At 26.8% G+C, this 23,185-nt stretch carries 22 protein-coding genes and 1 other annotated feature; of the genes, 18 read left to right on the top strand and 4 right to left on the bottom strand.

Going from position 1 to position 23,185, the window contains the following annotated elements; all coding sequences use genetic code 11:
* Positions 1 to 74 precede the first annotated feature (74 nt).
* From cbiM to brnQ, 4 genes are all read left to right on the top strand, one after another.
* Entirely contained in the window at positions 75 to 1,046 is a 972-nt protein-coding gene (cbiM, locus tag K5V21_RS13015; protein ID WP_221861620.1) for a cobalt transporter CbiM, read from the top strand.
* A gap of 147 nt (positions 1,047 to 1,193) precedes the next feature.
* Entirely contained in the window at positions 1,194 to 1,991 is a 798-nt protein-coding gene (locus K5V21_RS13010) for an energy-coupling factor transporter transmembrane component T family protein (RefSeq protein ID WP_221861619.1), read from the top strand.
* 36 nt (positions 1,992 to 2,027) lie between these two features.
* A complete protein-coding gene (locus tag K5V21_RS13005) occupies positions 2,028 to 2,753 on the top strand; it encodes an energy-coupling factor ABC transporter ATP-binding protein (protein WP_221861618.1) in 726 nt (241 codons plus the stop codon).
* A gap of 148 nt (positions 2,754 to 2,901) precedes the next feature.
* Positions 2,902 to 3,187 (top strand) — a binding site (T-box leader).
* 236 nt (positions 3,188 to 3,423) lie between these two features.
* Positions 3,424 to 4,773, top strand: a complete 1,350-nt coding sequence (gene brnQ / locus K5V21_RS13000; RefSeq protein ID WP_221861617.1) for a branched-chain amino acid transport system II carrier protein — start codon at positions 3,424 to 3,426, stop codon at positions 4,771 to 4,773.
* 187 nt (positions 4,774 to 4,960) lie between these two features.
* Here brnQ and K5V21_RS12995 read toward each other — a convergent pair whose 3' ends face one another.
* Positions 4,961 to 6,868, bottom strand: coding sequence for a [FeFe] hydrogenase, group A (locus K5V21_RS12995; RefSeq protein WP_221861616.1), 1,908 nt, complete (start codon positions 6,866 to 6,868; stop codon positions 4,961 to 4,963).
* Positions 6,869 to 7,263: 395 nt separating this feature from the next.
* Here K5V21_RS12995 and K5V21_RS12990 point away from each other — a divergent pair, with 395 nt between their 5' ends.
* Positions 7,264 to 8,595, top strand: coding sequence for an MATE family efflux transporter (locus tag K5V21_RS12990; RefSeq protein WP_221861615.1), 1,332 nt, complete (start codon positions 7,264 to 7,266; stop codon positions 8,593 to 8,595).
* A gap of 387 nt (positions 8,596 to 8,982) precedes the next feature.
* Here K5V21_RS12990 and K5V21_RS12985 read toward each other — a convergent pair whose 3' ends face one another.
* On the bottom strand, positions 8,983 to 9,633 hold the full coding sequence (locus tag K5V21_RS12985; protein WP_221861614.1) for a glycosyltransferase: 651 nt from the start codon (positions 9,631 to 9,633) through the stop codon (positions 8,983 to 8,985).
* A 590-nt stretch (positions 9,634 to 10,223) separates the two neighbouring features.
* Between K5V21_RS12985 and K5V21_RS12980 the strand changes: the two genes are divergently transcribed.
* Both K5V21_RS12980 and K5V21_RS12975 read left to right on the top strand, forming a co-directional pair.
* Positions 10,224 to 11,759, top strand: coding sequence for a thiol-activated cytolysin family protein (locus K5V21_RS12980; protein ID WP_245000723.1), 1,536 nt, complete (start codon positions 10,224 to 10,226; stop codon positions 11,757 to 11,759).
* A gap of 538 nt (positions 11,760 to 12,297) precedes the next feature.
* Positions 12,298 to 12,525, top strand: coding sequence for a hypothetical protein (locus tag K5V21_RS12975; RefSeq protein WP_221861613.1), 228 nt, complete (start codon positions 12,298 to 12,300; stop codon positions 12,523 to 12,525).
* Between the two features lie 91 nt (positions 12,526 to 12,616).
* Here K5V21_RS12975 and K5V21_RS12970 read toward each other — a convergent pair whose 3' ends face one another.
* The gene (locus tag K5V21_RS12970) at positions 12,617 to 12,949 is read right to left on the bottom strand and encodes a hypothetical protein (protein WP_221861612.1); all 333 of its coding nucleotides are present in this window, start codon (positions 12,947 to 12,949) and stop codon (positions 12,617 to 12,619) included.
* 373 nt (positions 12,950 to 13,322) lie between these two features.
* On the opposite strand from K5V21_RS12970, the gene K5V21_RS12965 reads away from it, so the two are divergent.
* Positions 13,323 to 13,547 carry a hypothetical protein gene (locus K5V21_RS12965; RefSeq protein WP_221861611.1) on the top strand — a complete coding sequence of 75 codons (225 nt, stop codon included), beginning with the start codon at positions 13,323 to 13,325 and terminating at the stop codon, positions 13,545 to 13,547.
* A 96-nt stretch (positions 13,548 to 13,643) separates the two neighbouring features.
* On the opposite strand, the gene K5V21_RS12960 is transcribed toward K5V21_RS12965, so the two are convergent.
* Positions 13,644 to 14,573 (bottom strand): aminoglycoside phosphotransferase family protein, encoded by a 930-nt coding sequence (locus K5V21_RS12960; RefSeq protein ID WP_307495049.1) that lies wholly within the window; start codon positions 14,571 to 14,573, stop codon positions 13,644 to 13,646.
* A gap of 323 nt (positions 14,574 to 14,896) precedes the next feature.
* Here K5V21_RS12960 and K5V21_RS12955 point away from each other — a divergent pair, with 323 nt between their 5' ends.
* From K5V21_RS12955 to K5V21_RS12910, 10 genes are all read left to right on the top strand, one after another.
* Positions 14,897 to 15,511: a hypothetical protein gene (locus K5V21_RS12955; RefSeq protein WP_221861610.1), complete on the top strand. Its 615-nt coding sequence runs from the start codon at positions 14,897 to 14,899 to the stop codon at positions 15,509 to 15,511.
* A 16-nt stretch (positions 15,512 to 15,527) separates the two neighbouring features.
* On the top strand, positions 15,528 to 15,779 hold the full coding sequence (locus K5V21_RS12950; RefSeq protein ID WP_221861609.1) for a hypothetical protein: 252 nt from the start codon (positions 15,528 to 15,530) through the stop codon (positions 15,777 to 15,779).
* Positions 15,780 to 15,954: 175 nt separating this feature from the next.
* Entirely contained in the window at positions 15,955 to 17,136 is a 1,182-nt protein-coding gene (locus K5V21_RS12945; RefSeq protein WP_221861608.1) for an HNH endonuclease domain-containing protein, read from the top strand.
* The gene (locus K5V21_RS12940; RefSeq protein WP_221861607.1) at positions 17,123 to 17,434 is read left to right on the top strand and encodes a nucleoside triphosphate pyrophosphohydrolase; all 312 of its coding nucleotides are present in this window, start codon (positions 17,123 to 17,125) and stop codon (positions 17,432 to 17,434) included. Before K5V21_RS12945 ends, K5V21_RS12940 begins: the two co-directional genes overlap by 14 nt.
* 238 nt (positions 17,435 to 17,672) lie before the next feature.
* Positions 17,673 to 18,239, top strand: a complete 567-nt coding sequence (locus tag K5V21_RS12935) for a hypothetical protein (RefSeq protein WP_221861606.1) — start codon at positions 17,673 to 17,675, stop codon at positions 18,237 to 18,239.
* Positions 18,240 to 18,253: 14 nt separating this feature from the next.
* Positions 18,254 to 18,508, top strand: coding sequence for a hypothetical protein (locus K5V21_RS12930; protein WP_221861605.1), 255 nt, complete (start codon positions 18,254 to 18,256; stop codon positions 18,506 to 18,508).
* A 279-nt stretch (positions 18,509 to 18,787) separates the two neighbouring features.
* Positions 18,788 to 20,209 carry an MFS transporter gene (locus K5V21_RS12925; RefSeq protein WP_221861604.1) on the top strand — a complete coding sequence of 474 codons (1,422 nt, stop codon included), beginning with the start codon at positions 18,788 to 18,790 and terminating at the stop codon, positions 20,207 to 20,209.
* Between the two features lie 63 nt (positions 20,210 to 20,272).
* On the top strand, positions 20,273 to 20,701 hold the full coding sequence (locus K5V21_RS12920) for a MarR family winged helix-turn-helix transcriptional regulator (RefSeq protein WP_245000722.1): 429 nt from the start codon (positions 20,273 to 20,275) through the stop codon (positions 20,699 to 20,701).
* A 285-nt stretch (positions 20,702 to 20,986) separates the two neighbouring features.
* Positions 20,987 to 22,147 (top strand): iron-containing alcohol dehydrogenase, encoded by a 1,161-nt coding sequence (locus K5V21_RS12915; RefSeq protein ID WP_221861603.1) that lies wholly within the window; start codon positions 20,987 to 20,989, stop codon positions 22,145 to 22,147.
* A gap of 319 nt (positions 22,148 to 22,466) precedes the next feature.
* Positions 22,467 to 23,057: a hypothetical protein gene (locus K5V21_RS12910; RefSeq protein ID WP_221861602.1), complete on the top strand. Its 591-nt coding sequence runs from the start codon at positions 22,467 to 22,469 to the stop codon at positions 23,055 to 23,057.
* The last annotated feature ends 128 nt before the right edge of the window (positions 23,058 to 23,185 follow it).

Below are 23,185 nucleotides of genomic sequence, written 5' to 3'. Positions count from 1 at the left end.
TAAACTTAGGAAATCTATATTATTAAATATATTTAATAATATAGAAATATGTCATACTGTTTGGAGGAGAAACTATGCATATACCAGAGAATTATTTAAGTCCTTCTACTTGTGCAGTTATGGGAGCTGTTATGATTCCGGTATGGAAACATTCTATAAGTAAAGTAAGGAGAAACTTAAGTAAAAAGAAAATCCCAATGCTTGGAGTTTGTGCAGCATTTTCATTTCTATTAATGATGTTTAATGTTCCAGCACCAGGAGGAACTAGCGCTCATGCAGTTGGTGCCGTATTAATAGCTATAATGTTAGGTCCAGCATCGGCCACCATAGCCGTTAGTATAGCCTTGTTAATACAATGCTTATTCTTCGGTGATGGTGGAATACTTGCATATGGAGCAAATACATTTAACATGGCCTTTATTATGCCTATTGTTGGTTATTATACTTATACATTTTTAAAATCAAAATTTAAAAGTGATAAGGGAGAGTATGTAGCAGTTTTTCTTGGAAGCTATTTAGGATTAAATATAGCAGCGTTATGTGCAGCAATAGAATTTGGAATACAACCTTTATTATTTAAAAATTCACTAGGACAACCTTTATATTGTCCATATTCATTAGGCGTATCAATACCAGCTATGGTATCAACACATCTTTTAATTGGATTACTTGAAGGGGCTGTTACGGTAGGAGTCTATGCTTATATTAAAAAAGTATCACCAGAAATGATTCATGATGCAGGTGAAGAAAACGTAAACACAGCATTTAAATCTTCAATTATTGCTATAATTGTAATGATAATCTTAACACCTATTGGACTTATAACATCAGGTGCAGCTTGGGGTGAATGGGGCGCTGATGAAGTAAAGGATTTAATTGGATATATTCCTAAGGGAATGAATTCAGGTTTTTCATATCATGCTCTTGGAGATGGATATGGATTTAGTGGATTGGGGTCTGTTACAGGATATATATTATCGGCAGTAATAGGAGTAGCAGTACTTATAATATTATTTAAAGTAATTGCAAGTCTTAAGAAAGAATAAAAATATCAAATAAATCATAGAAAGGTTAAAGTAAACACTTAGCTTTTCTATGATTTATTATTATATATGCTGAAGGTTATTAATAAGTATAAAAGAGGTGAATTGAGATTCTAAAAATAGTTATATATTTTTTAGAATCTATAGATTATGGAAGTTAGTGAATGGTTATTAAAGAAGGATGATTATGAACCGGTTAGAGATAAAGAAAAGTTTTTAGATAAAAGTATAGTTGGAATTATAACAATACTTTCTAAGATACGAAGAGAGAATAATAGTTCAGATGTATTAATATATAAAATAAATCCACTTGTAAAATTATCATCTACTATAGGATTAATTATATTTTTATCACTATCTAAGAACATGGATTTTGTATATTTTATGTTAGCATACTCATTAGTATATTTATGCCTTTTAGATGGAATTGCAATAAAAAAGATATTAGTAGTGAGCTTAATAGTTCCTGTAATTACCCTAATAATGTTATTGCCATCTATATTTTTTATGGGAAACACACAAAGTAGTATAATGTTAATTTTAAAAGTATATATAACAGTAGTGCTTGTTAATACACTTTCATATACAACAAAATGGAGTGATATAACTAAAGCACTTAAAATATTTTTTATTCCAGATATGTTTATATTAGTATTTGATATAACTATAAAATATATATATGTATTAGGAGATTTTTCACTTAAGATGTTATATGCATTAAAATTAAAATCTGTTGGGAAAAATAAAGAAAAAAGAAATTCATTATCAAGAATTATAGGGAATTTATTTCTAAAATCAAAAACAATGGGTGAAGAGATGTATTCAGCTATGGAATGTAGGGGCTTTACAGGAGAATATGTAGTATATTCAAAATTAAAATTTACAGTAGCAGATGCAATATATTTATTTGTTAGCGTATTAATGGTAGTAGTATTTTTTATAGTATAAATAGAAAAAAGTAACTAAAGAGAAGGATGAAGTTTTATGATAAAATTAGAAAATGTATATTTTTCCTATAAGGATAAGATTGCACTTAGAGATATAAATATTGAAATAAAAGAGGGAGAATCAGTAGCTTTAATTGGGCCTAATGGTTGTGGTAAGTCTACATTATTGAAAATTTTAAATGGTATTTTAAATCTAGAAGAAGGAAAATATATATTTGATGATGATGATATTACAGAAAAGAAATTAAATGATACTACCTTTTCAAAAAGTTTTCATAAAAGAATTGGATTTATATTTCAAAATTCTAATGCTCAGCTTTTCTGCTCAACAGTATATGATGAAGTGGCTTTTGGGCCAAGACAAATGGGACTAAGGGAAGAGCAAGTACAAAGCAGAGTTAATGATTGTTTAGAATTATTAAATATAAAAGACCTTAAAGATAGAGAACCATATAATTTAAGTGGAGGAGAAAAGAAAAGAGTTGCAATTGCTAGTGTGCTTTCTTTAAATCCAGAAATTCTTGTATTAGATGAACCACTAAATGAAATAGATCCTAAAGGGAAAAAATTCATAAGAGAATTATTAATAAAGCTTAATGAGAGTGGAAAAACAATAATATGTTCTACACACGAATTCGGATATATAAAAGGAGTTTTTAAGCGAGGTATAGTATTTTCTGAGGATAATCATATAATAAAGGATGATGATTTTGAAAAAATACTTGAGGATATAGATTTTTTGGAAAAGAATAATATTTTATAAGCAAATATTTTTATATAAATAAATATATTTATATAAAAAATAGACGAAAAATTTTTTAGAATAATAACTAAATAAAAAAAGTTTGGAAAACAATTGACAATTTAAAAACAGTGGTATAAAATATAATAAAATTTAATGAAGACCAAAATTAAATTCTATGACGAGAAAAAGTAAGTATATTATTGTTCTACAGAGAGTTGGCATTTTGCTGTAAGCCAATGTTCAATGTATTTCCGAAAATCATCTCTGAGAAGTAAAGCTGAAAATATTTTTTAGTAAGCTTTATCGGATTTTCACCGTTACAGGAAAGGCGTATTAAGATGTACGTAGTTAAGGTGCTATAAACATACTTAATTTATATATTAAATTAAGTTTTATTATAATAATTTGTTTATAGAATTAGGGTGGTAACGCGATTAGACCTCGTCCCTTTTATAGGGACGGGGATTTTTTTATTTTTTTAGGGATTTTAAGAGTGCTATACTTTAAGAATTTAATAATAAGTGCTTAGATAAATCCTTATAAAAAATGTATATAACTTATACCACATTGTAGTTTAGCGTTACTACATAAATTAATAGAAAAAAAGGGGGCATTTATATGGACATAGAGGGAGACATAAAACTGGAATGATTTAAAAAGTAAAATGATTAATTGGGGGAATTTTAAAATGAATAATTTATCAAGAAAAGATTTAGTACTTGTAAGCTTAATGCTTTTTTCATTATTTTTCGGAGCTGGAAATCTAATTTTTCCACCTTTTTTAGGGCAAGCAGCAGGAAATGCAACATGGGTCACTATGATAGGATTCTTTATTACAGCAGTTGGGTTTCCTATTCTAGGAGTTATTGCAGTAGCAAAATCTTCAGGACTTCACAACTTAGCAAGTAGGGTTCATCCTCTATTTGCAACTGTATTCACAGTTCTTATATACCTTTCAATTGGACCAGGGCTTGGAATTCCAAGGGCAGGAAGTTTACCTTTTGAAATGGCCGTAAGACCATTTCTACCAGAAGGATTAATATCACATGGATTAGCATTATTCATATATACATTTGTATTTTTCTTAGTAGCATACTGGCTTTGTTTAACTCCATCTAAGTTAGTTGATCGTATGGGTAAAATTTTAACACCAACTTTATTAATCTTAATTTCAGCAATTTTTATAGCTAGTGTTTTTAAGCCATTAGGTTCTTATGGAGAGGTAACAGGAAGTTATATAGATTCACCTTTTATAAGTGGATTTTTAGATGGGTATATGACTATGGATACAATTGCAGCTTTAAATTTCGGTATCGTTATATCACTTGTAATAAAATCTAAAGGAATTAAGGGTGAACAGGCAGTAGTTAAGAATTCAGTAAAGGCAGGAATATTTGCAGGAGGATTATTAATTATAATCTATTCAATGTTAGCCCACTTAGGAGCAACAAGTGGTGGAAGATTTGGCGGAACTGAAAATGGAGCACAAACCCTTGCAAATGTAATGTTATATATCTTTGGTGACGCAGGAGCTGTACTTCTTGCAGTAATCTTTACATTAGCTTGTCTTACAACTTGCGTTGGACTTATAACTTCATGTAGTCAATATTTTGTAACGTTAAGCTCAAAGGTAAGTTATAAAACTTGGGTTAGAGTTCTTTCATTATCAAGTATGGTACTGGCTAATATGGGACTTACAAAGATTCTTAAAGTATCAGTTCCAGTTCTTGATGCAATATACCCTGTAGCTATAGTTTTAATTATGCTGGCAATGTGTGATAAGTTCTTTAAAGGAAATCAGATAGTATATGGAGTAACTATAGGAATTACTTCTTGTGTAAGTGTTATCTATGCATTAAGTAATGCTTCTATTAATATTTCAGTCATTGAAAACATGGTTAAATGGTTGCCATTTTATGATAGAGGATTAGGATGGGTACTTCCAGCTTTATTTGGAGTAGGTATAGGTATGTGTTTAAATTTAGTTAAGGATAAAGTAGGAAATAAAGGGTTATTAAGTGAAGAAGAAGTTTCTTAATAATGAGATAGAATAATAAAATTTAAATTATAAAATCTTAACTATTTTAGGATATTATAATTTAAAGGAATAAAATTTTATTAGTTATTATTTAAAATAAAGTACTGTATAGATTTTCTCTATACAGTACTTTTTTATAATATTGCAATAAAATTATTAAGAATAAATATAAAAGTTTTACTTCACATTACTCTTCAATAGGAACAAAGACCTCCTTACTAGAACCACAAACAGGGCATGTATAATTATCAGGAATTTCATCACCAACATAAATATATCCACAGACAGAACACTTATAACTTTTCTTAGTTTCACTGGAAGCAGTATCTTTATTAGAATTATTATCTTCTAAAAGAACAAAGGCATCCTTACTGGCACCGCAAACAGGGCATATATAATTATCGGGGATATCATCACCAATATAAATGTATCCGCAGATAGAACATCTATACCTTTTTTTAGTTCTATTAGAATCATTATCTTCATCAGAAGTAGTATCTTCAGTAGAATTGTTGTCGTTCAAAAGAACAAAGGCGTCCTTGCTAGCACCGCAAATTGGACATTTATAATCATCAGGAATTTCATCACCAACATAAATATATCCACAAATAGAACACTTATAGCTCTTCTTAGAACCATTAGAACCATTCTTAGATGTACTAGTAGATACATCGTTGTTTATAGTTGGTGTATAGTTAGAAAGTCTTTCACAGACCATTCCCTTTGGACCTAAAGTATCACTTCTATCAGTATAAGTTGTATGAAGTAATTCTTTAGCAAGGTCACTAAGTGGTTCACCATAAAACTCTTCATAAACGCGCTTTATATCAGGGTTTTCATAACTTGATCTTATAGACTTATGCTCATCTCTATTATATAAAGCATGAATTCTTTTAGAACGAATATTATCAACCATAGGGATAGCGCTCTTAGGTTGTCCACCTCCACCTATGCAACCACCACGACAAGTCATAACTTCAACAAAATCATAAGAAACTTCAGAAGCATTTAATTTATCTATTAATGTCTTTGCATTATCAGTTCCATGGACAATTGCAACTTTTAATGATAGATCTCCAATGCTAACTGTTGCTTCACGAATATCTTCAAGTCCACGAACTGGAGTTAAATCTAATAATTTTTCAGGAGGGTTTTCATTTGTAATAAAGTAATAAGCTGTACGAAGGGCAGCTTCCATTACACCTCCAGTATTTCCAAAGATAATTCCACCACCAGAAGCTTCACCCATAAGCTTATCATATTTACTTGGAGCTAATGAATCAAAAGAAATATTATCTTCTTTCATCCATTTAGCAAGTTCTCTAGTAGTAATAATATGATCCATATCTCTAAGTTCTGGAATATTATTATAAGAAGCAGAAGAATTCATTTCAGGACGACGAATTTCAAATTTTTTAGCAGTACATGGAGTTACGGTTACATTAACAATATCTCTAGGATTAATTCCTTTTGCCTTTGCAAAATATGTTTTGATAGTAACAGATTGCATTCCAATAGGGCTTTTTACTGAGGAAATGTTAGGTAGAATACTTGGATAAAAAGTCTCAGCGAATTTAACCCAAGCAGGACAACAACTTGTAAATTGAGGTAATGGCTTTGTTTTCTTAGTTATACGCTCAATAAGTTCAGAGGCTTCCTCCATAATAGTTAGATCAGCTGCAAAATCAACATCTAATACATAATCAGCACCAAGAGCTCTAAGTGCAGCTACCATTTGACCTTCAACAAAGGAACCAGCAGGTAAATTAAATTCTTCTCCAAGTGCCACACGTACAGAAGGTGAAGTACTAAATATAACAATCTTTTTAGGGTCATTTATAGCTGCACGTACATCTTCATATTCATATACTTCAGTTATTGAATTGGCAGGGCATACATCAGAGCATTGACCACAATTAATGCATATTGCCTTATCACCAGTACTTTCAATATCATATAGTCTTCCAACAGCAATATCATTTTCACAGACACGTCTACATTGACCACATTTAATACATAATTCTTCATGTCTTTGTATAGAGGGATTATCCTTTTCGATAGGAATTCTAATGTTTAAAAATTCATGTTTACTCATAAAAATTATTCCTTTCACACACAAAACTATTAATTTTCAATTATATGACTATTATAAAACTTAAGTGAATATATAGAAACAAATGTAAGTAAAGGTTTTAATAAAGTATCATATTTGTTAAATATATACACATTTAATTAATATTATTAGTTAAAAACCATTATAATATAATAATTATTTTTAATATGAAAATTATAATACATTAAAATTCTTTACAAAAATTTCAAGTGAAATATAATTATAGATAAGGAAAAATAAAGAACCCTACTGCAAATAGGTATGATTTTATTTTTATAATATTTAATTTACACATAAATTAAATAAAGGAGATGACAATATGTTTTATGCGCCTGCATTTTCCCTTCTTTTTTAAGTAAAAAAGAAGGGTGGTTTAAATGATAATAAAAAATTTAATAAGTACTTTTAGTAATATAGAATATAAAAAGATAAATAATATAGCAATATCTTTAATGCTAAATAATTTTTCATCAATGATTATTAGTATATGTGATGAAGCAATGATTGGAAGAGTATCCTTAGTGGGATTTGCTTCAGTAGGTATTATATCAACTACTGTAAATAGTATAACAGGAGTATTAGGTTCTATTTCAGTAGGATTTAATATAATTGGCTCAAGATGTAAGGGTGAAAATGATTATGATAAATTAAGAAATAACTTTATGCTTAATATATTTATAAGTACTATAGTTGGATTGATATTCTTTCTTGGAACTTTAAAGTTTGGATATTCTTTAATAGAATATTTATATGGACTTAAAGGAGAAAATTTAGTTCAAGCTGTTGAATACTTTAATATATTTAGTCTATCTATTGGATTAAATATGATACTTTTCACTTTTTCCTCTTACTTTAAAATTATGAATAGGACAAAGTATATACTATATGGAAATATGATAGCATCAGTATCTAATGTATTATTTGATTACATACTTATATTTGGAAAATTAGGCTTTTCAAGGTTTGGAATTAAGGGCAATGCAATTGGAACAATACTGGCTCTTGTTTTAAATGTTGTAGTATATGTAATTGCTATAAGGAAAGACGAAGTTATAAAAATTTTAAATTTAAATTTAATTGAAAATTTAAAGAATACTGTAAGGTTATCTATGCCAATAATGGGAGAAGAAATACTTGAATCGACATTACTTATTATAGGAATAAATTCAATTTTATCACGAATAGGAGTTTTAGAAGTTTCAGCATATAACTTGCTTTTATCAATAGTAGGCATTGCATCTATGCCAATATATGCATACTCTCAGGCTTCACTTACAATAATAGCAGAGAATTTAAACGCTAAAAATATTAGACTTATTAAGGTAACAGCTAGAAGATGTTTGTTGCTTTCTATGATATTTTATTTAAGTTTATCAATAATATTTTTAATGCTTAAAAATTATATACCATATTTAATAACAGATGATCAACAATTAATTAAAAGTTCTATTGAATATATGACTTTAGCTTTTATTATAAATATTTTATATATTCCTTTAACTGTATATAAGTATAGTCTTCAAGGATATGGTGATGTAAACTGGGTATTTATATCATCAATAATAATTAATTCTATAGGGATGATTTTTATATTTTCATTTGCTAAAGTATTAAATCTTAGGTTATACGGAGTGTATATTGGTATGTTATTAAACTATATGCTTCTATCTGTAGCTTTTTATAGAAGATATAAAAATTTAAAATTATAAAGAATTAAAATAATAACTATATTAATTATATAAAACGATAGTATAAGTAAAAATTAAAAATTAATAAATAAAAAGAATATAGCCAAGCTAAAAAATTATTAGATTCATTACAAAATAAAAAATTAAATGGAGATCAAAAAGAAAACTTTCGATGATTTAAAAGGAAGAATAGATTCAGAATTACAAAAATCAAACAATATAAATAATGGTTATGATAGTAAGTAAAAGCAGAAAAATAACATGGCATTAGATAGGATAAAGTATTTAGATAAACTTAAAGATATTCAAAATCAGATAAGAAAGTTACTAAAAGTAGCTTTCTTATTTTTTGCTGTATTTATAGGGCACAATATTAAAAACATCTATATAAAAATAAACTTATAATTATTATTTGAATTTTTGAGGAAATTGTCTAATGATACCTTCAGCAATTATATAAGCAAATTTAATCATATGATCTTCACCTTCATCAAATGCTTCAATATCTTTTTTCCAATCCTTATTTAATCTATTTACAGCTTGCTCTGTGACAAGTTGTAAGTGTCTATATAACATATCTTTTAAAACTTTATTTGAATATTTAGGATTAACAGAACTTAAAAAATTAGCTATTTCATCTGCATTTTCATACCATAGTTTATTATACTTTTCTAAGTCTCTCTTCTTTCCACTTTTAGCAGCATCAACAACTTGTCCGGCAAGTTTTATATGATCTCTTAATAGAGCGGCGAGCTTATCTCCAGCTTCTTTACCATAATAAGGTTTTATTGAATTACCGATATCATCTTGGTTTTTAAGAAGTCTTTCTAATACAGGTTCCTTATCTTCAAGTGAAGCTAAATCACTTACAATAAAGCTTCTAGTCCATAAGACATGGTCTATCCAAAGCTTTCTCTCAGCCATTTTTAAGTCACAGGCAGCCTTACTGTAAGATTCATCTTTATAGGATGTATTTTCTATAGTCATAGCTTTTATTGGGACAAAAACTAAATTAAATAAAAATAATAGCAATAGGGAATTTTTTATGATTTTTTTCATTATTAATTACTCCTTTAATTGTTAAAAGTTTATCTTAGTTTGTTCAAAGCAGTAGCTATGTATACTAAAATATTAAGTTTAGTGAATTAAAAATTATAAGAGTAATTGGCTATAAATCTTTCTAGGAATTTACTTTCGTATACATATATTTTATTTAGAATAAGTTAAAGCAAAATAAATTTAATATATAGAAAAAAATAGAAGGGAAAATTTTTATGAAAAAATATAAGTAAAAAATGAATTCTATTAATAAAATATTCATATAAATTGAGAGGCGTATTTATTAAAATAGATAATTTGAATGAAGTAATAAAACATAATGTTTATATGCAGATTGGGTGAATAAATATGAATTTTTGGATGGTTGGCAAGGGCATGTGATGTTGATTTATGAATAAATATACAATATGAAACTTTTAATATAAAAAAGTGTTTAAAGTATATACTACTAGGCACTTATGAATAAAATTTAAAGTTTTATTTTAAACATTGATTAAGAATATATTTCCTTAGTATAATTAATTAACCAGTTTATTAATATAAAATTAAAAATATTAATAAAATTTGAAAACAAAAAGGGGGACACACAAATGAAAAAAATATTAAGGCACCTATTACTTTACATAATGATAATCAGTTGTTTTATCATTCAACCAATTCAAGTTACTTATGGTAGTGAATTGAATAAAAATGCACAAAATAGTGATTTGGGACAAGTTAATAGTGATGCTATCAATAATGGAATTTATAATTTAACTTATAATCGTAATGAAATATTATCAGCAAATGGAGATAAAATAGAAAGCTTTGTTCCAACTCAAGGAAAAAGAGAGTCAGGAAAATTTATAGTAGTTAACCATGAGAAAAAGAATATCTCATCAAGAACAGCAGACATTGCCCTAATTGATGCTGTAACTGATAGAACTTATCCAGGAGCAATACAGCTTGCTAATAGATCACTTGTAGAAAATAGACCAGACATAATAATAGCTAAAAGAAGACCTCTAACTGTGAGTGTAGATTTACCGGGGATGGGAAGCGAAAATAAAGCTGTAGTAGAAAATCCTACATACTCTAATGTATCAGCAGCGATAGATACTCTAGTATCTAAGTGGAATTCTAAATACTCTTCAACACATACATTACCATCAAGAACACAATATTCAGAGTCAATGGTATACAGTGAATCACAACTTTCAACTGCACTTAAAGTTAATTCTAAAGCAGTTGGAACTTCACTTGGAATAGATTTTAATGCAATATCTAAAGGTCAGAAAAATGTTATGGTTGCTGCATACAAGCAAATATTCTATACAGCAAGCATTGATTTACCTGAAAAGCCATCAGATTTATTTGATGAAAGTGTTACTTTTAAGGATTTACAAGCAAAAGGTATAAATAATGAAAATCCACCTGCACTAGTATCAAATGTTTCTTATGGAAGAACTATTTTTGTAAAGTTAGAATCAACATCAAAAAGTAAAGATGTAAAAGCTGCTTTTAAAGCATTGTTACAAAAGGGAGATATTGAAAGCAATTCAGAATACAAAGATATACTTAATCAAAGCTCATTTACAGCAGTAGTATTAGGTGGAGATTCAAAAGAACATAACAAAATCATAACTACTGATTTTAACGAAATCAGAAATGTTATAAAGTCTAACGCTGAAATGAGTGCTAAAAATCCTGGATATCCAATATCATACACAAGCGTATTTTTAAAGGATAATGCTATAGCCTCAATTAATAATAAGACTGATTATGTAGAAACTACATCTACAGAATATTCAAGTGGAAAAATATCTTTAGATCATAGTGGAGCCTATGTAGCAAGGTTCTATGTTACTTGGGATGAAGTTTCTTATGATAAAGATGGAAATGAAGTTTTAAAGCATAAGGCTTGGGATGGAAATGGATATGATAGAACAGCTCATTTCTATACCGAAATTCCACTAGATGGGAATGCAAGAAATATAAGAGTTAAAGCAGAAGAATGTACAGGCCTTGCGTGGGAATGGTGGAGAACTGTATTTGATCAAAAGAATGTTCCTTTAACAAAACAAAGTGCTTTTTCAATTTGGGGTACAACATTATACCCCCAAAAGAGTATAGAAATAGAGGCTTAAATAAAATATCTAATTTAGGTACTAAAATTAATATAAAAAATAGATATTAATGATAGAGGGATGAAAGCAATTATATTAATATTTAAAATAAATATTTAAAGTAAAATAAAAAGCTTAGAAGATATAGATTTATAACTTCTAAGCTTTTTTATTAATATCAGTTAAGTTTAGAGTTTGTATATATTTATCTGAGTTAATAAGAATTAGATTTTAATTTTTAAACTATATAAATAATAAAAATTAATTTTAGTATTTAATTGATAGAGGGAAAGAAAGATAAAATTTAAGTAGCAGTGGATACTATGATATCTTTATACCTAATACGAAAGTATTAAGTAGTTAGTATAAGGAATTTTATGATAAACTTATGGAATTAAATGAAAAGTTATAAAAGAATTAGGGATAGCTATTATGATAGTAAGACTTTTAAAATAAAGATTTTTAAAATATAATTAATATTTTTAATGGAGGTTTATAGAAAATATAGTAAAATATATATGGGTTATAATTAATATTTAAGGGATTTAGGGGGAGAAGGATGGATAAGCTTTCATGGAAAAGTATTTTAGATAGTTTTAAATATATACTAAAGATTGATTGGATAGGATATGTTATTATATTTTTAAGTCCGATGATAGGATATTTCCTTAGTATAATATTTAGTACTTTCTTCTATAGCTGGGTTACAGAGATAAGCTGTAATATAGCTATTACTACTGTTGGTGTTCTACTTTGTATCAGAAATAATAAAGAGAAAAAAGAGTAAGATAAAGTATTTTGCACATGATATTTATTGTTTATAAAGACATATAAAAAGGTTTAGAATTTATATTTTTAGATTCTAAACCTTTTATTTATTAGTTACTTTTAAGTATAGATTTTCCTTTTACTTTGTTTGATAAGTAAAAGGATAAAGTTCCAATTAGTATATATACTATTGTAAATGTTATCACACCACCCATGTTATAGAATAGATAGCTTGGTAGTATTATAGATATAGAAGATAGTACTAATCCTACTATAAAATCATTTTTTGAAGTTTTACAAAGTATACCTTGAATGATAAATGCAATTGGAAATATAAGATATAATCCAACTAAGATATATTTTGAAAGGGGATTTAATTGATCAATGAATATTAATGAAAGTATAAGTAGACTTGGTAGAGCTATAGAAATTATTTTTTTCATGAGGACCTCCTTTTATAAAAAAATAGATTGTATTTACATTATATGTTAATTAAATTTATAAAGCAATTAAAACTGGTATAAGTTTAGCAAGTATAAAAGAATATATAATATAAATTAAAATAAGATATAAAATTTGTAATAGAATATATTATGTAGAATCAATTTATTCTAAGATAGATGAAGAACTTTTATTAAGAACTAGTAAAGTATAATAAATTTGTTTATAAATGAATAAAAATATTACTTTGTAAAGATTTATTATAGTTTTAATTAAACTTAATTCAAAGATATTTTTTTCTCAAATAATCTTGTTATAATATGAGTATAAAAATATTAGAAATCTATTTGAATTTCTATTTAGGAGGGTTTTATTATGAGTAAAAAAGTTGAAGAATTAAAAGAAGAAATAAAAAATAAAGCAGAAGAAGATCTTAAGGTTGTAAATGAAAATAGCAAAGCTTATAAAGAAGATCAAAAAGAAGCTAATGTTCTTGGAAAGAAAATAACTCAAGAATTAGATAGAGAAGCAAAAGAAGAAGCTTCTATGGAAAAAGAATTTGCAAAAGAACTAGAATCAGATATGAAAGCTAGAAAATAATTAAGTGCTTTGCATAATGTTTTTAAAAGAAACTTTGAAAGTATTATAGAAAGTATAAGAACTATTAGGTTAACCTAATAGTTCTTTTTTATATATTTATATCATAGTTCTATATTTTTTATAATTATCTTTGTACCAGTTTGGAATAATGCTTTTAAAATTATTAAAGTCTTTAAAAGCATTAATACATCTTAATTTCATTCCATTAATTTCATCTTCTCCAAATGTTTCAGCCCAATTTATTGCAGTAAGTGAAGAGTGTGCAACGTAAACAGATAATATGTCCCAAAATTTAAATGGAGGATCATTATTAAAATATCCATCAATTTGACCTATTGAAAATGGAATACTCACTTCAATATCAAAGAATTGAACTTTATAAAACTCTTCATATACATCTCCACATTTCCATCTATTAAAGTCAATTACACCTATAGTATTATGAGGAGTAAGAATTAAATTACCAACATGAAAGTCGCCATGGGTATATACTGGAGGCAATGAATTTAATTTGTTTATATTTTTCTTAATGAATTTTAATACATCTTGATCGTTATCAATACGAATAGAACTATTTTCATATTTAATTAGTTTTTTCACTTTTCGTTCTTGTCTATTTTCTACAGGCATATCAGATTTTCTTATAGGTATAGAGTGTATTTCTTTTAGAATATTTCCAGCTTCTAAGCCAAGTCTATATTGTGCCTTTTCAGAAAGTTTTGGAAGAGCAGTTATTAAGGATTCCCCTTCAACCCAAGTTAAGAGAATATAAATATTTTGTTTACTATTACATATCCCAAAAGAAATTACTTTTGACATTTCAAAAGGTAAAGAATTGTATTTTTTTATTATTTCAAACTCTTTCTTTTTAGGATTTAGCATACTAATATCTGAAAGTCTAAGGAGTAATTTATTTTTATTACAATCTTCTATGTAATATTTTATATCTGCTGACCAACCTTTATCTATTTTCTTGATAAGAGTCCAATATTTATAATCTGGAATATCCATTAATTCTTTATACACTTTAAATCACCACCTAATAAAGATTTATATTATAGAATAATTATACAATAGTTAATTATGGAATGTTATTAAGTACATTAAATTAAGTATTATGGGATATATATATTAGATTTATTATAATATAAAATTTAATAAATTATTAATAAAATGTCTAAAATAGGTATAATTTGTTAAACGATATACTTATTTTATTATATTTAATTTTTAGAATATAAGTTTTTTAAACAAAATGTTATTTCAAAGTGTATATTAGAGGGATTAAATTAAATAAATTCCAGTAAAAATATGGTATAATCTCCTAGGAAAAATGAGGGGGGAATAGAATGAACATAAAGCCATTTTTATTGAAAAAGAAAAAAACAATTATATCTTGTATTGCTTGTTTCTTAATTGGAACAGCCATGTCAACTTCAACTAATGCTTCAGATGAAGAAATTAGTACTTTTAAAGCTAGACATTCAGAAATTGTAGAACAAGTTTCTCAAAAGGATTCTTTATTAGAATCTAAGAGAGAAGAACTTGCTAAACTACAAAGTACAACGTCTGAGTTAGAAAATAAAAAAGATGAAATAGAAAAAGCAGAGCAAGAGAAGTTGGCTAAAGAGCAAGAAGAGCAAGAAAATGCTGAGAGATTAGCAAAAGAAAAGGCAGAGAAAGAAGAAGCAGAAAAGCTAGCTAAAGAAAAACAGCAACAAATAGCTAAAGATAATGAAGCTAAAAATAATCAGCCTTCTAATAAAAAAACATCAAATGGTAGTGGAAACAAGGAAAATAATTCAGTAACTAAGCCTGTTGGAGCTATGGTATGGAAGACTGCAACGGGAAAAAAATATCATAGAACAAATAATTGTGGAAATACAAATTCATCAAAGGCATCTCAAATATCACAGTCAGATGCAGAAGCTAAAGGGCTTGGACCTTGTTCAAAATGTTATTAGTGGGGGATCAATTTAAATGAAGAAATCATTAAATTTTATAAAAGGTAATATAATAGTTATAGTTATTTCAGGAGTTTTCTTATTTATGGGAATTGGTGCTGGAGCATCAGAAAATAACTCAATTAAGGTAGAATTAGAGAATAAGTATACAAGCCAAGAATCTATACTTAAGGAAAAGGAAACAGAAATATCTTCTATAGATAATGAAATACAAAATATAAATAATAAGTTAGAAGATTTACAAGTATATATAGAAAGTAATAAATAAATTTTATATAATACTAAATAATTAAAACATACAAAAGCATCAGAAATGATGCTTTATTTTTTATGAGATTTAATAATTGTAAGTTAATTAATAATATAGGAATACATCTAATATATAGATTATAGATAAAGTAAAATGGTAAAATAATCATATAAATAAAAATAGGAGTAGATAAATGCAAATCAAATTACCATACGATAATAATTTAAGAATAAATAAGTTAGAAAAATTACTAGATGAAAAAGTAACGGTAGCATCATATAAATTATTCTGGCTTGATGCAATATTAAAAGAAATAATAAAGGGAAATAAAGAGATAACATTTAAAAAATTAGCTTGTAGAATGATAGCTACAGCTTGGTATCCATTAGTTGAATTTAAGTTAAGTTTTGGAGTACATGATAATTTAGGAGAAGTGGTAAATAAGATAAAGGATAGGTATGAGATAAATAAAAATCCAAAAGAAGAAGATTTAATTGAGTTTTTAGAGAGTAAAACTGATAAAGAGGTAGAAAAAGATATATTAAATTTATGTAATATGGTTCCATATAGACTATTATCACCTTTTTATGAAAACCAAATAAAAGGATTAGATAAGAGTCAGAAAAATAGAAAAATTATTGAGTTATCAAATGAAGATGAAGGTTCACTTTATAAAATAGATATAACAGATCCAAGTGAAAAAAGGATAATAGTAAATGATTTATGGGCTAAATATATAGAAAGTAATGAAAGAATAATTTATGGATGGATAAGGTACAAGCTAATATGTTTCTTGCAAAAAAGAAATCCGAATGTTCCAGCTATAGCATTTAAATTAGAGGCACCAATTCATAGAAACCTTAAAGCACCAACTGATTATTGGAAGTTTGTAAGTAAAGAGATAGGGGTAAAGGATATATATACTGGTCAAATAATGAATGAAGAGAATTATGAAAGATATGGTGTAATGAGTATAGATCATTTTATTCCTTGGAGCTTTGTATTACATGATGAACTTTGGAATTTAATACCTACATTTAAAAATATAAATAGCAAGAAAAGTGATAATTTACCTGATTTAGATAGATATTTTAATGATTTTTGTGAACTTCAATTTAAATCTTTTGATTTTATGAGGAAGAATGAAAAGGGAAGAAAAATACTTGAAGATTATAATAATATAAATTTATATATAAGCTTTAATAAAGATACTAAATTATATGAACCAATTAAAAAAGAGATTTTTATAGGTTCTATAGAGCAAACAATAAAGCCTTTATATCAAATTGCGTATAATCAAGGATTTAATATATGGGAAAATAATTTTATTGACCATAAAAATATTGAGGCGGTGGCAGATCTTGAAAGAGTATAATAAATTAGTGAGAGATGATATACCAAAGATAATAGAAGAGTCAGGTAATACATGTGATATAAAAATAGTAATGGGAAAAGAAAAAGAAAAATACCTAGAAAAGAAATTAAATGAAGAAGTAAATGAATATTTAGAAGATAAAAATTTAGAGGAACTTACAGATATTATGGAAGTACTATTTGCACTTGCAGATAATTTAGGATACTCAGAAGAGGAGTTATTAAATAAAAGAGCAGAGAAGAAATCACAAAGAGGTAGCTTTAAAAAAGGAATAATACTTAAAAAAGTAATAGAGTAATAGATTTTATAATCTATTACTCTATTTATTAAATAAAATTGTTAAATTAATAACTTATAAAAAATAAAGCAATTTTTATAAAAAATATCCAAAATATATAACAAAATTTAGAAAAATATTATTATATATAAAGTTTCATAAAACAAATAAAAATTTCAGAATAATTGGTTTATTGAAAATAAAAAATACTTCTATTATACATGATATAATTTCCTTATATAAACAAGGGGGGATAAAATTGAATATAAAGTCATTTATATCAAATAAGAAGAAAATATTAATTTCTTGTATAGCATGCTTTTTAATTGGAGGGGGAATTGCTTTTGCAGGCAATGTTCCAGACCAAGAAATAAGCGATATGCAAGCAAAGAACACAGAAATAGCAGCTCAAATATCACAAAAGAATGTATCATTAGAGTCTGATAAAAAAGATTTAGATAAACTAAAAAATAATCTTTCAGAATATCAAACTAAAAAAGATGATATAGACAAGGCTAAAGAAGAAAAGCTTGCAAAAGAACAAGAAGAAAAAGAAAAGAAAGAGCAAGCAGAAGCAGAGGCTGCAAAGAAAAAGCAAGAGGCAGAAGTATCTAAAAGTGTAGCACCTTCTTCAAATAGTAGGAATGCTGACAATACTAAATCCTCAGATAACAAACAAGTTGGAGCTATGGTTTGGAGAACAAAAACAGGTAAAAAATATCATAGTACAAGTCATTGTGGTAACACGCATTCAGCACAGGCTACTGAAATAACATTAAGTGAAGCACAGGCAGAAGGTTTAACACCTTGTTCAAAATGTTATTAATGGAGGTATATTAGATGAATAAAATTTTTAAATTTATAAAATATAATAAAGGTACAATTATATTAGGTGTAATATTTTTTATATTAGGATGTACAGCTTTTACTTCAAAAAATAATAAGACAAAAGAAGAATTAGAAAAGACATACATAAGTCAAGAAAAGACTTTAAAAGCAAAAAGTGAAGAATTAAATTCTATAGATGATAATATAAAATCTACAAATGCACAAATAGAGGATATAAAAAATTACATAGATGAAAATAGTAAATAGTAGTAAATGATAATGAAATCTTACATAATATAAAATTAAATAAAATAGATATAAAAGGAGTTGAAATAATTGAACTCCTTTTAATTTTATAATGATTTCATAATAAGTATAGATTATATCTTACCGAATATTTACATTGACTATTAATCTAGTTTACATTAGACTATATTTGCGAACGCAAAGATTTATTTTTTTATCAGTAAAATTGCGAGCGCAAATATATTAGGTTATATGATAAATAACTTAAATTTGTACAAAATAAAAAAGGGAGGATTACAAATGATAAAAGATAATAGTAAATCAGAACAAAAGTATAATATTTGGCTTATGTTAATTGCAACTTGTTTATTTACATTTATGTCTACATTAGATGGAAGTATTGTAAATATAGCAATGCCGGTAATGTCACAAGATTTATCAATTAACATGAATCAGGCTGAATGGATAGTTTCTTTATATATAGTTGTAATATGTATGCTTTTAATATTTTTCGGAAGAATAAGTGATACAAAAGGAAAAATTAAAGTTTTCCAGATAGGGACAGTTATATTTGTAATAGGATCACTTCTATGTGGTATAAGTACTAGTTTAACTTTTCTTTTAGTATCAAGAGCAGTTCAAGCTATTGGAGCTAGTATGACTATGGCAACAAACTTTGGAATTATAACTGAGTATTTTCCAAGAGAAATGAGAGGAAAGGGACTTGGAATTCTTGGAAGCTTTGTATCTTTAGGTAGCATTGCAGGGCCGGGAATAGGCGGATTTATAATCGAGAGTTATTCATGGCATTATATATTTCTAATAAATATTCCAATAGGAATAGTAGCTATAATTTTAGGATACTTTGTATTTCCTAAAGAAGATAAAGATAAAGTTAAGATAAAAATAGATTATAAAGGGTTTATTTTATTTGATATTAGTGTAGTTTCATTATTTGTAGCGATCTTTATAGGTCAAGAAACAGGATTTATGGCTCCTGCAGTAATAACTTTATTTATAATATCTATAATTTCATTAATTGTATTTATAAGAGTTGAGAATAGGATTGATGAACCATTAATAGATATGAAGATGTTTGAAAACTTTGAATTCTCAATGGGGTTATTCTGCGCACTTTTAATATTTTCAGCAATATTATTCTTTAATGTTTTAATGCCATTTTATCTTCAAAAGACCTTAGGATATTCATCTATTGTATCAGGATTTATATTAATGTCTGTTCCAATTGCAATGATGATTGTTGCACCTATAAGTGGAAGTTTATCAGATAGAATGGGATCAGAGATATTAACATTTATAGGATTAGTAGTAGTTACAATAACTCAATTTTTATATATGTTTATAGATCAAAGTACATCAGTTATTTATTTAGTTGCAGTTACAACTATGAATGGAGTTGGTGTTGCACTATTCCAATCACCAAATAATTCAATAATAATGTCCTCTGTGAAACCAAATAAGTTAGGGATAGCTGGAAGTTTAAATTCTCTTGCAAGAAACTTAGGGATGATTATTGGTATATCATTATCAACTACAATTCTTTATCTTGGAATGAGCCATAAAGCAGGTTATAAAGTAATAACTTATATAGATAATCAGCCGATGTTATTTGTCTATGGAATGCATATAGCCTTTGCAGTTTCATTTGCATTATGTCTTATTGCATGTTTAGTTTCTGCATACAGATTATTCAAAAAATAGTAGATTTTATTGTGAGTTTATCTTATTATTAAAGTTAGGTTGAATCTAATTATGGAGGCACAAATGATGGATGATTTACTTAAATGGATTTCAATTACTGACAGACATAATAAAATATATCTAGATAAGAAGTTAAAAGATATAGGGTTAAATAGTAGCCAGCACTTTTATATACTAAAAATTTATGAAAATCCTGGAATAACACAGGATAAATTAATAGATATAATTCATTTAAATCCTAGCAATATTACAAGAGCTTTATGTCAGTTAGAAAAGCTTGGATTTATACAAAGGGTAGCAAAGAAAGATGATAAAAGAACATATAATCTTTATGCTACAGAAAAAGCTTTAGAAGTCTATCCAAAGATCAATAAGATAATAAATGATTGGAAAAACTTTTTATTAAGTAATTTTTCTAAAGAAGAAAAAGAATGTTTATTAAAGTTAACTAAAAAGATTTGTATTAATTCATTAGAAGCTACTAAGTTATAGATAATAAAGAAGCATCATTTTTTTATGAGGCTTCTTTATTTTATATATAGAATTATTTAAATGAAATAATTAATTAGGAATTGCTTTTATATAAAGGAAATCTTTTTAATTTCAATAATATTAGTAGGTGGATAAAGCTTTAGATTTTAATAAATTTTAAACTATAAACTAAATAGTAAATAATTTATTGACTTAAAGTGTACTCTAAGGACTATACTAAGTTTGATTGAAGGTAATCTAAGTAAAGATTAATAGATTACCTATGACTTAAGGAGGAAATTTTATATGATGAATTTTGATTTTTATAATCCAACAAGAATAGTTTTTGGAAAAGATCGTTTAGGAGAATTAGATGATTTAATACCAAAGGATGCTAAAGTTCTTGTGCTCTATGGCGGAGGAAGTGTTAAAAAATTTGGTACTCTAGAAAAAGTATTAAAGGGACTTGGATATAGAGAAGTAGTCGAATTTGGAGGCATAGAAGCTAATCCAAGATTTGAAACATTAATGAAGGCTGTAGATGTAGTTAAGAAGGAAAATATAGATTTCTTGTTAGCTGTTGGTGGTGGTTCTGTAATGGATGGAACAAAATTTGTTTCATTAGCATCACAATATGATGGAGAATATGCTATAGATCTTTTAAGAGATAGAATGGCGGCCTTTGGTTTAACTAAAGCATTGCCACTTGGAACAGTAGTGACACTTCCAGCTACAGGGTCAGAGATGAACTGTGGGGGAGTTGTTACTTCAAGTATAGGTAAGAGAGGATTTAGAAATCAATTAGTGTTTCCTAAATTCTCATTCTTAGATCCAACTTTAACATTCTCACTTCCAAAGACTCAAGTAGCTAATGGAGTAGTTGATACATTTATTCATGTTCTAGAGCAGTATGCAACATATCCAGCAAATGCAATGTTCCAAGATAGAACTGCTGAAGGTATACTTCAAACATTAATTGAAATAGGAAAGAAAACTATAGATAATCCAACAGACTATGAATTAAGAGCAAATCTTGTATGGTGTGCAACTATGGGATTAAATGGATTACTAAGGGCAGGAGTACCAGAAGACTGGGCAACTCATATGATAGGTCATGAACTTACAGCAATGTTTGGAATAGATCATGGTAAGACCTTAGCTATAATATTACCATCACTTTGGAATATAATGAGGGATAAAAAGAAAGATAAATTAATACAATACGGAGAGAGGGTTTGGAATATAACTTCTGGAACTAAGGAAGAGAGAATAGACCTTGCAATAGATAAGACTAGAGAATTCTTCGAAAGCTTAGGTATAAAAACTAGACTATCAGATTATGGTATTGATGCAAGTAAAATTGATGATTTAGTTAAAGCCTTAGAAGAACATAATATGACGGCTATAGGAGAGAATGGACAAATAACTCTAGATGTTAGTCGTAAAATATTAGAAGGTGCACTATAATATTTCCCAAATTAAATTAATAGAAAGCTTTGCCTATATATTTAGGTAAAGCTTTTTTGTTACTCTAATCAATAAAAAGATGTTATTTTATTTATAAAAAACTATTGATGTACATTTTTTAAGAATAAAATAAAAATTTCAAACAATTATAATGAAAAATTAAATTTTATAATAAAAAATATAATAAAAAATTACAATAAAACAATTGGTATCTTGTTCCAAAAATGATAAAATAAATATAAACATTATATAAATAAATATATATTTATTTATATAATGTTTACTAATTACTAAAGAAAAATATTATGGGGGAAAAGAAATGAAAAGAAATTTGAGGATTTATGTAGTAGTGGCATTATTCCTAGGAGCCTCGATTGCTTTAATTGGCTGTGGTTTCCATGTAGGAAAGGTTATTAGTGTAGAGGGTGTTAATAAGGCATCAGGAATGAAATTATTTATAGAAGATTATAATAAAGACTATGATGAATTTAAAAAAGATAAGGGGAATATTTTAAATAATGAAATAGAAAAAAATCCAACCTTAAAAATAACATACGAAGGTATAACAGAAGATGCTAGATTAATTATGTACTCTCAAAAGAAAAGTAATGTAAAGATAATTAAAGAAGAAAGTGATGATATTATTAGAGGAAAAGGACTACCCGTATATAAAGTATCTCCAGAAGAAGAACTAAAATTAAATTTTAGTGAAGGAGGACAAAAATACATAGGTTTTTGTGTTCTAGATGGAGATAAGGGGGTAGATCTAGATGAGAGAATGTTTGCAACTAAAGATGATGGTATTGATTATATAAGAGTACCAGAAAGAAAAGGAAATTATATTATGTATATATTTAGTGGATGGGAAGATGCATACACAATATATGGAATTAAATTGGAAGTACAATAATTTAAAATGAAAAGAGATATCTCTTAGATTAAGTAAAATCAAGAGACATCTCTTTTTTAATTAAATTTAAAAAGGAAAATTAGAATAAAAATATCTATATAATATATGTCAAAAGTGCATAATATATT

The sequence above is a fragment of the Clostridium sardiniense genome (assembly GCF_019753795.1).
GTDB classification, from domain to species: domain Bacteria; phylum Bacillota; class Clostridia; order Clostridiales; family Clostridiaceae; genus Clostridium; species Clostridium sardiniense.
This window is presented reverse-complemented; position numbering and strand designations above follow the sequence as displayed.